Source organism: Abyssisolibacter fermentans, from assembly GCF_001559865.1.
Lineage (GTDB): Bacteria > Bacillota > Clostridia > Tissierellales > MCWD3 > Abyssisolibacter > Abyssisolibacter fermentans.
The window spans coordinates 50,801-65,147 of sequence record NZ_LOHE01000067.1 but is presented as its reverse complement, the minus strand read 5'-3'; the positions used below and the strand labels follow the sequence as shown (position 1 = coordinate 65,147).

Here is a 14,347-nt window from a genome sequence, read left to right as displayed (position 1 = left end):
TTTAAGATTTATGCGTTATAGCTTTTTACTCAATTCAATAAACTTATTTATATCCTCTTCAATTACATCAAGTGAGCTTTTCCAAAACTCTTTACTTCTTATGTCTATATTCACCATACTAGTAATAGTAGGGATATCGTTTTTACCTGTAGCTGCTAGTAGTTTGTCATATTCATCTATGAAAGAATCACCTTTCTTTACATATTCAGCGTATAAGCCTTTAGCAAATAAATCTCCAAATGCATAAGGGAAATTGTAGAAGTTTGCATCTGCATAATAGTAATGTGGTTTGCATACCCACATGTATGGATGTAATACACTGTGGTCAAGACCATCACCATAAGCTTCTTTTTGTGCATTTAACATTATTTCATTAAATTCCTCTACAGATAGTGCATGATCTTTTCTTACTTCAAATACTTTTGATTCAAACAAATAACGGCTGTATATGTCTACTATGACTTGAGTAGCTGATGATACTGATTGTTCTAATATACAAAAAGCTTCTTCATCAGTTGCTGATTTAAGAGCAGCTTTACCTACTATAGTTTCACAAAAGATTGATGCAGTTTCAGCAATTGGCATTGGGTAATCACTGTTTAATATAGATTCATTTTTTAAGCATGATCCATGATAACCATGACCAAGCTCATGAGCAAGTGTTGTCATGTTATTGTAAGTATTATTGAAGTTTGCTAGTATTCTACTTTCTCCTATGGAGTGTAAACCTGCACAGAAAGCTCCGCCTCTTTTACCTTCTCTAGGTTCTGCATCTATCCAATTTTTTTCAAATGCATTATCTGCAAAATTAGCCAATTTATCACTAAAAGTTTTAAAATTATCAACTATATACTTTCTGGCTTCTTCATATGTGTATTTAATATCTACATCACCTATAGGAGCAAAAATATCATAGAATGGCAGACCATTTTTGTGACCTAAAATTTCACCTTTAGCTTTTAAATATTTATGGAATACTGGTAATTTTTCTTTCATTGCTGAAAGCATAGCATCCAAAGTTTCTTTATCCATTCTAGAATTAAATAGAGTTTGAGCGAGAGGTGATTCATATCCTCTCATTTCAGAAAGAGTTAAAACTTCTCCTTTTATTCCATTTAAGCAAGCAGCTGATGATTCATCAATTTTTTTATATGCTTTTAATTCAGCTGAATATGCTTTTTGTCTTATTATTGGATCCTTATCATATGCAAGATTTCTGATTACAGGTAGAGGAAGATGTTTTTGTTCTCCATCTAACTCTATATCAACTAACAAATTAGAAGTTAGTATATCTTGAAGCTTTGACCAAGAAGTTGAACCTGTAGTTTTCATTTTAGAAATAGCTATTTCTTCTTCTTCACTTAATAAATATTTAGATTTATTTGCAAGTTCTTTTAAATAAAAACTATGTTCTTTTAGTAAATCATCTGAAGCTATTATTTCATCAAGATTTTTGACATTACCTAAATATTTTTCAAATAAAACATTTGGTTTTGTTAGTTTAGTAAGCATTATATCTAATTTATCACAATAATTTAATGCTGTTTGGTTTTTAGCATCTACACTTGTAGTTAAGTTAGCGAAATTAAATAATCTTTCAAATATAGTCGAAAATTCCATGTCAAGGTTCATATAGTCTTTTATTGTTTTAGCTGGGTTTTGAATATTTTGAAGGTTTTCATTAGACCATTTAATCATTGTGTCTATAATATCATTACATTTTGCAAGGTCATTTTTAAATTCATCACATTCAAAAGATGAATAAAGCTCATTTAAACTCCATCTCATTTCCATTGTATCTCCTCCTAAATTTATAGTATTAACCTGATTCATTGAAATGTATTAAAAAAAGTTATAGGTTTAATTAAATCATATAATTATTATACTCAAAAACACAAAAATATTAATAAAATTTAATAGATTGTATTTATATAATAGAAAAAAGGTTGTTACATCATTAAATATTTATGTAATGCAATAACCTTTTTAAATACATATGAATGTAATCATATGTAAATCAAAAAAATAATTGAAAGCTTATACTAAGATTTGAAGTTTTTAGTGTAGCGTTTTATACAATGGGTAATAATCATTTCTTTGTGCATCTTGAACCTAGCAAAAGCATAGACGGCAAACATAAATAGCATAAGCTTCTAAATTTAGATTTGCTTTTTTATTTGAATTTTTCACTTTATCACATTCTTTAATAAATTATTTGAAAATTGTTATAAAAACATTAGAACAGTTAAAATATAAAAAATAACAACAATTGCTTAAAATTATATATCAATATAATTAATAAAAATATATCAATTTTAAAATAGTGATTATATAATAAAATAGTAATAAATATATGTAATATCTGTGAGGAGGGGCATATATGAAAAATGATATTTACAACATTTTTAAAGAATTAGTTGCAATAAAAAGTGATACTGGAACAGTGCTAGAAAAAGATGTTGAAAATTACATATATACGTACATACATAATATAGATTATTTTAAACAAAACCCGTCATATTGTGGGAAATTTAAATTATCAGTAGATGAAGATTACTTTGATAGGGCTGTAATTTGGGGGCTAGTTAAAGGTGATGGTGAAGATACAGTTATTCTTATTAATCATCATGATGTTGTTGATTCTCTTGATTATGGAGTTTTAGCAAAATATGCATATGACATAGAAGAAATAAAAGAAAAATTAAAAGATATAGATATATCAAGAGAAGTAAGAGATGACTTAGAAAGTGATGATTGGATATTTGGAAGAGGTACCTGTGATATGAAAGCGGGCGGTGCTATACAACTTGATTTACTAAAGGAATACTCTAAATTAAAAGATTTTAAAGGAAATTTATTATATATTTCTGTTCCAGATGAAGAAAATTTGTCATTAGGTATGAGGGAAGGTATAAAGCTTTTAATTAAGTTAAAAAATGAATTTAATCTAAACTATAGCTTACTTATTAATTCTGAACCACATCAAAGGCAAAAGAATGATACAGGTATTCTATATGAAGGTTCTGTTGGCAAAATAATGCCTCAAATATATGTAAGAGGCAGAAAAACACATATAGGTGATATCTATCAAGGTTTAAACCCTAGCTTGATTTTATCTGAAATAGTTAAAAAGGTAGAAGTAAATACAGACTTTTCTGACATTGAAGGTGATGAAATAACACCGCCACCTTCATGGATCTATTTTAGAGACAAAAAAGAAAGATATGATGTGTCTATACCCCAGACAGCCGGTGGGTACTTTAGTATACTTACATTAAATAGAACTCCAAAGGATATTTTAGAGCAATTAGAAAAAGTGTGTGAAGATGCATTTGAAGAATCAATAAAGCATTTGCAAAATAGTTATAAGAAATATAATGAACTAACTAATAAAGAAAATGAGTCGCTTAATTGGAAAATAAACGTAAAGACTTTTGAAGAAATATATGAAGAAGCTAAACAAAATCATAGAGAAGATTTTCTGTCAGCATATGATGAAAAAGTCAAAAAACTAGAAATTAAGTTAAGAAAAAATGATATAAATTTACCAGAGTGTGGTTTTGTATTAATTCAAAAGACATTAGAATATATAGATGATCTATCACCAATAGTAGTGATATCATTTGCGCCACCATATTATCCTCATGTAGATAATATCAAATTAAATAATATAACAGATAAAGTAAGTGACTTAAGTGAAGTAATTAATGAATTTGCAATTAAAAATTGGGAGGAAAAATATATAAAAAAGAATTATTTTATGGGGATATCAGATATGAGCTATACAGGGCTTTTAGATAGTAGCAAAACAATACCATATATTGCACCTAATATGCCTCTATGGGCTAAGTTTTATACAATACCATTAGAAGAACTAAAGCAGTTAAACATTCCTGTTATAAATATAGGACCCTGGGGCAAAGATTTACATAAATTTACTGAGAGAGTATATAAAAAAGATTTATTAGAAAGAACGCCTATACTAATAAAATTAGCAGTAGATTATGTATTAAATTTGTAGAATACTCATTAGTAGACAGTTTCTTTGGATTGGAAAACCAAAAAAACTGTCTACAGTGAGGTTAATTTTTACTATATAGCTCAATAATTTTAAGAATAACTTCTACAGCTTTATTCATAGATTCAATACATACATATTCATATTTACCATGAAAGTTTTCACCACCAGTGAAAAGGTTAGGGCAAGGTAATCCCATAAATGACAATCTAGCGCCATCTGTACCTCCTCTGATAGGGCTAATCAAAGGAATAACATCACATTCTTCCATAGCTTTTTTAGCAGTTTCTATAATATGCATAACAGGTTCAATTTTTTCTTTCATATTATAATATTGATCTTTAAGCTTAAGTTCTACAGTGTTATCACCATATTTTTTATTTAAGAACTCTACTACATTTTTCATTAACTCTTTTTTCTCTTCAAATTTATTCATATCATGATCTCTAATAATGAATTTCATCGCTGCATTCTCTACAGTTCCTTTAATCCCCATAAGATGGAAGAAGCCTTCGTATCCTTCGGTATATTGAGGTTTTTGATCTGCTGGAAGCATTGAATTTAACTCCATAGCTATAAGAGTAGCATTGATCATTTTGTTCTTAGCTGAACCAGGATGGATATTTCTTCCGTTTATTTCAACAGATACGCCAGCCGCATTAAAGTTTTCGTATTCTAGCTCACCTATTGGTCCACCATCAACAGTATAGGCAAAATCAGCATTGAATTTTTTAACATCAAATAAATCAGCACCTGCACCAATTTCTTCATCTGGTGTAAATGCTATTTTTATGTCACCATGTTTTATATTAGGATTTTGGATTAAGTATTCTACAGCACTCATAATTTCAGCTACACCAGCTTTATCATCAGCACCTAGTAACGTTGTTCCATCAGTAGTAATTAAAGTTTTTCCAACATAATTTTTAAGTGCAGGAAAATCCACAGGAGATAGAATTATATTTTTATCAGAATTAAGTATAATGTCTTCACCATCATAGCCTTCAATTATTTGAGGTTTAACATTAGCACCTGACATATCTGGACTAGTATCCATATGGGCTATAAAACCTATTGAAGGAAGCTTTTCATTACTATTTGAAGGAAGCATTGCCATAACGTACCCGTTTTCATCTACACTTATATCTTGTAGATTTAATTCTTGTAATTCTTTAACCAATTCATTAGCAAGGTTGAATTGTTTTTGTGTACTTGGACAAGTTTTTGAATTTTCATCTGATTGGGTATCGATTTTAGCATATTTTAAAAACCTTTTTGCTACATTTGTCATTTAATCACTCCTCATAAACTAATATGTATCTAAAATTATTCTTAAATGTATTATACTTCTTATGGAAAAAAAAGAAAAGTTTTAATATGATGTTTTAAATAATAATTAATATTTTTAGTATTTCATAACACATAGAGAATTATAAACTAAATTCTGTTATTAAACTCAAATTATTCATAGAAAATTATGAGTAGTGAATCCAAATCTTGATTTGGTGGAACTGAATAGGAGATTCATTAACAAGATAGTTTTTTGATTATAACAAGGCACAAGATATCCCCCGCCTCGTTGAAACGGTGTGTTACAATTACTACGTAATTGCCTCCGTTGTTATAAGAAGTTCATTAAATGGCGGGAATCAACTCGGTATGCTTTCGAATTCACTGAAATTTTCTAATTCAGAGCTTACATCATATTTTCGGGAGTTATATGAATAAGCAGGTTTAATTAATACTAAAGATTTATAAATGACTTTTTTGTTAATACATGTTAAAATAAAACTGTTGCAAAGTTCTCTTTTTGAAATAGTGAAAATTTAAATAATTAGAATGCGTACACGAAGCAATCTTATTACATAGACTAATAGTGAAAGAAGGTTTTTATATACATAGGAAATATGTTATAATAATAAAATCCGTGTTAATCACACTAAATTAGTATTCAATCCAGATTATTCAAATTATATAAATAATCAGGGTTTTAAGTTCTGTTCTTATAACTCAGAACTATATAGCAAATTATCGGAGTTATATGATAATTTGGTTTAAATGTTACTTACAGAAAGGAGTTTGACTTTAATATGACTTACAATTATAAAACTAGTGGAGTATGTTCACAGCAAATCACATTTACTGTAGAAAATGGAATTGTAAAAAATGTATCATTTGTAGGTGGATGCCCTGGAAATCTTCAAGCAGTTGCTAGACTAGTAGATGGAATGAAGATTGAAGATGTTATTAAAAAATTGAAAGGTATAAAATGTGGTCCTAAATCCACTTCGTGTCCAGACCAATTTGCAACAGCACTTCAAGTAGTGTTAAAAAGAGAAGCAGAAGCTGTTTAAAATCTTAAAAAATGTTGATAAGCTGTGATGAGTGTGAAGCCATTTGTCACAGCTTAGTTTATTATTAATTTAGTATATTAGTTTTAAGTCTATATCAAGAAATTGTTATAGGCTTATTTTTTTTAAGCAGGGAACCCAAATCTATGATTTGGTGTGAGGTCGCTTACTGCTAGGAACGAAGTGAGCAGGAGTTACAGTTTGAAGGATTAATATAATGACTAATAAAAAGGAAATTAATAAAATAAATAATACAAAAACAATGTAGGCAAAGATTAAGAAAGCAGGGAACCAAAATCTATGATTTGGTGTGAGGTCGCTTACTGATAGGAACGAAGTGAGTAGGAGTTACAGTTTGAAGGATTAATATAATGACTAATAAAAAGGAAATTAATAAAATAAATAATACAAAAACAATGTAGGCAAAGATTAAGAAAGCAGAGAACCCAAATCTATGATTTGGTGTGAGTCGCTTACTCCTAGGAACGAAGTGAGTAGGAGTTACAGATTGATGATTTAAGAAATAAAAAACATTAAAGATAGACAAAAAATATATTATAAAAAAATGGGTATCTGAGTCAAAGAGTTAGAAAGCAGGGAATCCAAATCTATGATTTGGTGTGAGGTCGCTTACACTAAAATTTTTACACTACTGAATCAAAATAATAAGCCATGTGCCTTAAAAGGATGGTAATAGAAAATATATGAGCATCAATATTAACGCGACGTTGGATACTTTTGTTTTTAGCAAATAAATATACATACCAAAAATATACTGTTTTAGAATAAAAAATTTTTTAAATATGCTTTTAAAAAAAGAAGTAAAGTGATATAATAAATACGAACACACGTTCGGAAGGGTGATTTTTATGAATTCTAGGACTATTATGCACATAGATGTTAACAGCGCTTTTCTTTCGTGGCAGGCTGCATACAACAAGCAAATAGGCATAAAAGAGGATATCAGAGACATACCTGCTGTTATAGGAGGAGATATTTCATCTAGAAGAGGTATAGTGCTAGCTAAATCAATTCCAGCAAAAAAAGTGGGCATAAAAACAGGAGAAAGCTTATTTGAAGCAAGATTAAAATGCAAAAATCTTAAAGTAATTCCTCCTAACTATGATTTATATGTAAGAAGTAGCAAAGCATTTAGAAAGCTTTTAAGTGAATATTCACCAAAGATAGAGGTGTTTAGTATAGATGAATGCTTTATGGATTATACGGGACTCGAAGGTTACTTTGGTGATGCTGTAAATATTGCATATAAGATGAAGGAAAGGATATATAAAGAACTTGGTTTCACAGTGAACATAGGTATATCCACAAATAAATTGTTAGCTAAAATGGCAGGTGAGCTTCATAAACCTGACAAAGTAGATACCATATACCCACATGAAGTATCTAAAAAACTTTGGCCACTTTCTGTAGGAGAGTTATTTATGGTTGGAAGAAGGACTAAAAAAAAGCTTAACAAAATAGGAATACAGACAATAGGAGATTTAGCAAATAGTGATTATGAATTTATATCAAGCGTTCTAAAATCACATGGAAGATTAATACATCAATATGCATGGGGAAGAGATGCTTCTCCAGTTAGGAGTAATGATGATATACCTTTTAAAAGTGTAGGTAATGGAAGTACAATAAGCTTTGATGTTTGTGATAGAAGAACTGCTCATCTTATTATTTTAAGTTTAATAGAAACAGCATCAAAAAGATTGAGAAAAGCAAACATGCAGACTAGCTTAATATATGTAGGTATAAAGAATGGTGATTTTGCATACAGAAGTCATCAAAGGAAAATTTATACTCCTACTAATGTTACTATAGAGATATATGAGATAGCTAAAGAAATATTTGATGAAATATGGGATGGTATACCACTAAGACAATTTACTGTAAGACTTTGTGATATAAGCAGTGCACAGTTTTCACAGTTAAGTATATTTAATAAAGAAAATCATGATAAAAATTCAGCACTTGATAATGTAGTTGATAAAATAAGAGACAAATACGGTAAAAATTCATTAAAAAGGGGTGTTTTTGTAAATAGTGAACTGAAGCATATGATAGGCGGAGTAGGATCGGATGAGTATTCAATGATGTCAAGTATATTATAAAATAAGGAAGTGGTTATATGAAGATAATAAATCAACCGGTGGATACTATTGCTATATTTGAAGCGTCTAAGAATAAGATAATACCATATAAATTTAAATATAATGATCAAGCAGTAAGAATTGATACTGTAGATAAAGTATATGAAGAAAAACTTGCTGGTAATAGAAGACTTGTATTTGTATGTACTAACAAAGGATATATTAGATACGAATTAAAATATGAAATAGATACTTGTTTATGGTATTTGTTTAAAGCTTGAACTTGAGTGGTATTGTAGGCGAATGTGAAAATGGTTTTAACTCATTAGTTAATGGTGGGGGAATTGCACAAGAATCTTTTATGGTTCCAATTAAGAACAGTTTTCTTTGATTGTAGTAGAATCAAAGAAAACTGTTTCTTAAAAGCCACCTTAAAAAGAAATCTTGTACTATATTGGAGATTAGGGTTAAAATTTTAGGTCTTTTATAGTAAAGTTTTGCTTGATTGTAGTGAAAGTAAGTGGTTTTGGACATTAGTTAATGGTGAGGGAAATTCACTCAATAAAATTTTTAAGAGTTTAGAACTATTTTTAACTAAGCTTATCTGAATTGATGGAATTACCGTGAGCTAGAGAATTGTTATTTTAAATGTATTTTACAAATCAAAAAAACTAATGAAAAAAGTTTTTAAATATGATTAAATAGAATAAAGGAGAAAATTATTTGAAAGGGGTGAAAAAATGTATGAATTGGCGCATACGAGTATTGTTGTAAGTGATATAAATAAGTCCAAGGATTTTTATACAAAAGTTTTAGGATTAACTTATTTTGATACTCATGAAACTGATAGACTTAAGATGTTACTATTAAAAACTAGTAATAGCTTAATAGAACTACTTGAATACAAGAACATTGAGTTTAAAAAGAGAAACAAAGGTACTATAGACCATATTGCATTTTATGTTAATAATTTAGATGAAGAGATTATTAATATAAAAAAGAGAGCAGATATTAAATTTGCTGAGCCTAAAAGCTTGAAAGGTAAAAAACTTGTTTTTTTTGAGGGACTTGATGGTGAACGAATAGAACTTATAGAAAAATAATACTAAAAGTGGGGATGGTATGAAAAAGAAGAATTTAATATTTATGGTATCAGTATTTATATTAACAATTATTACAATATTTGGAATGGGAAATGGATTTTTAACAGTATCACCATATAAAGTTTATGCATCATTTGAAGAAGGAAAAACCAATATAATAATAGATGGGAAAGCAGTTATTACAGATGAGCATCCTATTATAGAAGAAGAAAATATTTATATACCAGTAGATGTTTTTATGAAATATATACATAAAGAATCTTTACTAAATACTGAAAATAAGACCTTGATAGTACATTTTTCCACTCCAGGTTTTATTTTACCCCAAGAAGATTCAAACAATAGGATTAGAAATGGTATATCTTTAAATTTCTTGTTGGCAAATAAAGAAGGTATAAATTATATAGACATAAAAGACATGGATAAGTTATTAGGCATAAAGATAGAATACTTTGAAGAAACGGATATTTTAAGTATAGATAATAATATACAGGATACAAAAATAGGATTAGTCAAAAAATCAACTTTGTTAAGATCAAAGGCTTTGTCTCATGGGTCTAGATTGGACAAGCTTTCTAAAGGAGAAAAGCTTGTAATTTATAAAAAGGAAAAAAGTAAATGGTATAAAGTAAAAAGTGAAAAAGGGTATGTAGGTTATGTACTAGCATCAAAAGTAACTATAAAAAAAGATGAAGAAATATCTGAAGTTGATACTAAGTTAAACGATTTAAAAGAACCTTGGAAACCAGAGGGTAAAATAGGATTTGCTTGGGAATATGTTTATAAAAGCACACCAGATATAAAGCAAGATGAAAAAATAGAAGGTTTAGACGTAGTATCACCTACTTGGTTTTCTATAACCGATAAATATGGATTTGTAAAAAACAAAGCATCTTTTGATTATGTCAAGGCGGCACATGAAAAAGGCTATAAGGTTTGGGGATTAGTTAATAATAGCTTTGATAAAGATTTGACTCGCGAGATTCTATTAAGCAAACAAGCTCAGGACAATATAATTAATCAACTTTTAGTTTATGCTAGTTTATATGATTTAGATGGTATAAATATTGATTTTGAAAATGTCTATTATGAAGATAAAGATATGCTTACAGCATTTATAAAAGATTTGACAGATGCACTCAAAGAAGAAAATCTTGTAGTGTCTATGGATATGACTATTCCTGGAGGAAGTTTAACATGGTCAAAATTTTATGACAGAGAAAAACTTGGACAAATAGTTGATTATTGCATGGTTATGACATATGATGAGCATTGGGCTTCAAGTCCTAAAAGCGGATCAGTTGCATCAATTGGTTGGGTAAAAAAAGGTGTAGAAAATACTTTGAAATCAATACCAAAAGAAAAACTATTAGTAGGTATTCCGTTCTATACAAGATTATGGGAAGAGACTAAGCTAAGTAATGGTAAAATAAAAGTAAAAGCAAAATCTCTATCGATGAATTCAGTAAATGAAAAAATAGAGCAATATAATTTAACACCTAGATGGTTAGATAAAGAGGGACAAAATTACGTTGAGTACGTTGAAGGTGGCAAAAAGTATAGGATATGGATAGAAGATGCTAAGTCTATAAAATTAAAATCAGATTTAGTAGACAAGTATGATATTGCAGGTACTGCATTTTGGAGAAAAGGTTTTGAGACTGAAGATGTGTGGGACGTTATTGCTGAAAGTTTAAAGTAGAGTATTAAAAAAATGAACTTCGATATTATAGAATATTGAAGTTCATTTTTTAAAGCAGAGAACTAAAGTCTATGAATATTTATGAATAATCTTCGTTTAACATTGGGTATACTATAACCATAAAATATTATAAAAAAATTAACAAATAAGGCAGAATTATGTCTTTGGGATTTAATAAAGTTCTAAATGATTAGCAAACTCAATAAAATATATTGACAAATGTTAATTAATTATGTTAATCTCATATAAAGAACCTTTAAGATAGTCCTGTGAGGCTAAAAAGGAAAATAAGAGATAATTATGCCTTTTTGCCCATAGCAAAGAGGTTTTTTTGTACCTTTAAATTAGTCCGGTGAGGCTAATAAGGGAGAATATTCTCCCAAAAAACTATAAAACATAAGGGGGATTTTTTTATGAGTTTGAAAGGCAGACATTTAATTGATCCATCAAATTTTACTCTTGCAGAAATCGATCAAATTTTAACAATTGCACAAGATATGCAGAAAGAACCACCAAAATATGCAGAGGTATGCAAAGGTAAAATACTTGCTACTTGTTTTTATGAACCAAGTACTCGTACAAGATTGAGTTTTGAATCAGCTATGCTAAAAATGGGTGGTAATGTACTTGGTTTTTCTGAGGCATCAAGTAGTTCGGTTTCAAAAGGTGAAAGTGTTGCTGATACAGTAAGAGTTATGGATGCATATTCAGATATAATAGTTATGAGACATAACAGAGAAGGTGCACCAAAACTTGCTTCCAATTTTAGCAGCGTACCAATAATTAATGGAGGAGATGGAGGGCATCAACATCCTACTCAAACACTTACAGATTTGCTTACAATCAAAAATCTAAAGGGTGAAATTAAAAATTTAAAAGTAGCTTTATGTGGAGATTTAAAATACGGTAGAACAGTTCATTCATTGATTAAAACTCTGGCAAGATATGAAAATATGTCGTTTTATTTAATATCACCTCAACAATTAAAAATTCCAAATTATATTAAAGAATATGTTAAATCTAATTATAATGTAAAAATAGTAGAAACTGAAAATTTAGATGATGTAATTTCAGAGATTGATATATTGTATATGACTAGAATACAAAGAGAAAGATTTTTTAATGAAGAAGATTATGTGAAATTAAAAGATAGTTATATTCTTACTAAAAATAAAATACAATCAGCAAAAGAAGACATGCTTATAATGCATCCACTACCAAGAGTTAATGAAATATATTGTGATGTAGATGATGATAAAAGAGCGGTATATTTCTATCAAGCAAAATGTGGAGTTTATGTAAGAATGTCATTAATGGCAAATCTTTTGGGGGTGTTAGATGATGTTAACTGTAAATAGTATAAAGAATGGAATAGTAATAGATCACATAAAATCAGGAAATGGATTGAAAATATTTGAAAAATTGAATCTAACAAAAGTGGATTACCCAGTTGTATTATTAATGAATGTTGAAAGTGATAAACTAGAAAAAAAGGATATAATAAAAATACAGGACAAAATAGATGTGGATTTAGCAATGTTAGGTTTAATAGATCCCAATATTACAGTTAATATTATAAAAAACGGTCAGAGAATAGAAAAAAGAAAAGTTGGAGTACCACAAAAAGTAAAAGGCTTATTTAAATGTTCTAATCCAAGATGCATAAGTAACCACGATTTATACGTAGAGCCTTCTTTTAATTTAATAGATGAAGAAAAAGTAAAATATCAATGTGAATATTGTGATGATTTTACTGAGTATAGAATATAAAGATTATGTAGGACGCCTGAGGGTGTCCTTTTTTTCTATTAAATATCTTTTTTACACTAAATAAACTTTAGTTCTCTACTCATAATTCAGAATTATACAGCATATTATAGGAAGTTATATCAATAATCAGAGATAATATTTTTATATTTTACAAATTGCAGGAAAAATGCAATCTAGTATAGAAATATAATCATTAAATAACATCTTCAAACTAGTATAATGACATCAAAGGTAAATAGTATTTAAATAATTGCTTATTTAAACGAAGCTATAAGTTTTAAGTTATTATGATAATTATATTACCCTAATTATTCATATAACTTTGAATTAGAAGATTCCAGTGAATTTGAAGGCATACCGAGTTGGTATGTCAAAAATTAATGAACATCAGAATATTTAATATTCTGACTAATTTAGGTTTAAAACTATAAAGTAAGTTATGTTTTAATACAGTTATATAGTGTTTAAAATAATTTAAAGGTAAAAGAAATTATTAAAAATACTTAATAGAATAGTTTATTAGCAATGTTCATAATAATATAAACAATTTACTAATATAATGTGTTATTATAATGTCGATGGTCTATTGTATACAGGCAGTATTAATAATATAAGCTAAAGCTAAAATCTATCAACATAAGTATCCATGAACTTTGAAAAATATACAGTATTTATATATGCGTTACCAATTGAACATTGTCAATTATAACTTATAAAAATATTGTAGTGTGTATTAAAGCACACAAAAGGGAGGTTTTCTAAATGTATGCGCTTTTCTTAGTGTTAAATAAGATAAATATGCTAGATGAAATACATGAAATCTTTTACAATTTAGGGGTAGGAGCAACAACTATTGATAGTATGGGAATGGGTAAAGTATTGTTAGAGCATGATGTAAATAGAGCACTTTTTTCTAATATGAGAATGATACTAGAAGGATATAAACCTTATAATAAGACAGTAATAAGTGTAATAAGAGATGAAGAAAAATTAAATCAAGTTGTGGCACAATTAAAGCAAAAACTTGGAGATATTAATAACAAACCAGGTGTAGGATTTTTATTTGTAATGCCTGTTATACAATGTAATGGTTTTAAGCTTGAAGAAGCTTAAATAAATATGTTATATTATTATATATAATATAGCGAAGATATGTTAGTTAAGCATGAATCATTAGGCTCAATGGTAAAATACAGAAAAGTACTTTATAAATTACTTTAATTACAAATTTAAACAAACAATTCAGTAAAGAACTAGTTTGCTATTATATTGACTAAACATTGAAATAGTACTATAATATG

At 28.3% G+C, this 14,347-nt stretch carries 11 protein-coding genes; 9 read left to right on the top strand and 2 right to left on the bottom strand.

The genetic code is table 11. From position 1 onward, the window contains the following. Positions 1–15 precede the first annotated feature (15 nt). Positions 16–1,794: a M3 family oligoendopeptidase gene (locus tag AYC61_RS11660; protein ID WP_066502258.1), complete on the bottom strand. Its 1,779-nt coding sequence runs from the start codon at positions 1,792–1,794 to the stop codon at positions 16–18. A gap of 586 nt (positions 1,795–2,380) precedes the next feature. Between AYC61_RS11660 and AYC61_RS11655 the strand changes: the two genes are divergently transcribed. Next, positions 2,381–4,021: a M20/M25/M40 family metallo-hydrolase gene (locus tag AYC61_RS11655; protein WP_066502256.1), complete on the top strand. Its 1,641-nt coding sequence runs from the start codon at positions 2,381–2,383 to the stop codon at positions 4,019–4,021. A 61-nt stretch (positions 4,022–4,082) separates the two neighbouring features. On the opposite strand, the gene pepT is transcribed toward AYC61_RS11655, so the two are convergent. Then, positions 4,083–5,309 (bottom strand): peptidase T, encoded by a 1,227-nt coding sequence (pepT, locus tag AYC61_RS11650; RefSeq protein ID WP_066502253.1) that lies wholly within the window; start codon positions 5,307–5,309, stop codon positions 4,083–4,085. Between the two features lie 799 nt (positions 5,310–6,108). On the opposite strand from pepT, the gene AYC61_RS11645 reads away from it, so the two are divergent. The 8 genes from AYC61_RS11645 (at position 6,109) to AYC61_RS11610 (ending at position 14,159) form a co-directional block, all read left to right on the top strand. Then, positions 6,109–6,372, top strand: a complete 264-nt coding sequence (locus tag AYC61_RS11645) for a TIGR03905 family TSCPD domain-containing protein (protein WP_066502251.1) — start codon at positions 6,109–6,111, stop codon at positions 6,370–6,372. An 866-nt stretch (positions 6,373–7,238) separates the two neighbouring features. Beyond that, the gene (locus AYC61_RS11640; protein ID WP_066502247.1) at positions 7,239–8,492 is read left to right on the top strand and encodes a DNA polymerase Y family protein; all 1,254 of its coding nucleotides are present in this window, start codon (positions 7,239–7,241) and stop codon (positions 8,490–8,492) included. Positions 8,493–8,509: 17 nt separating this feature from the next. Further along, a complete protein-coding gene (locus AYC61_RS11635; protein WP_066502242.1) occupies positions 8,510–8,752 on the top strand; it encodes a hypothetical protein in 243 nt (80 codons plus the stop codon). 459 nt (positions 8,753–9,211) lie between these two features. Further along, positions 9,212–9,574 (top strand): VOC family protein, encoded by a 363-nt coding sequence (locus AYC61_RS11630; RefSeq protein ID WP_066502238.1) that lies wholly within the window; start codon positions 9,212–9,214, stop codon positions 9,572–9,574. Positions 9,575–9,593: 19 nt separating this feature from the next. Beyond that, positions 9,594–11,276, top strand: coding sequence for a glycosyl hydrolase family 18 protein (locus AYC61_RS11625; protein WP_066502235.1), 1,683 nt, complete (start codon positions 9,594–9,596; stop codon positions 11,274–11,276). A 413-nt stretch (positions 11,277–11,689) separates the two neighbouring features. Continuing rightward, entirely contained in the window at positions 11,690–12,634 is a 945-nt protein-coding gene (gene pyrB / locus AYC61_RS11620; protein ID WP_066502233.1) for an aspartate carbamoyltransferase, read from the top strand. After that, entirely contained in the window at positions 12,618–13,046 is a 429-nt protein-coding gene (locus AYC61_RS11615) for an aspartate carbamoyltransferase regulatory subunit (protein WP_066502479.1), read from the top strand. Before pyrB ends, AYC61_RS11615 begins: the two co-directional genes overlap by 17 nt. Positions 13,047–13,808: 762 nt before the next feature. Further along, on the top strand, positions 13,809–14,159 hold the full coding sequence (locus tag AYC61_RS11610; protein ID WP_066502231.1) for a hypothetical protein: 351 nt from the start codon (positions 13,809–13,811) through the stop codon (positions 14,157–14,159). Positions 14,160–14,347 lie beyond the last annotated feature (188 nt).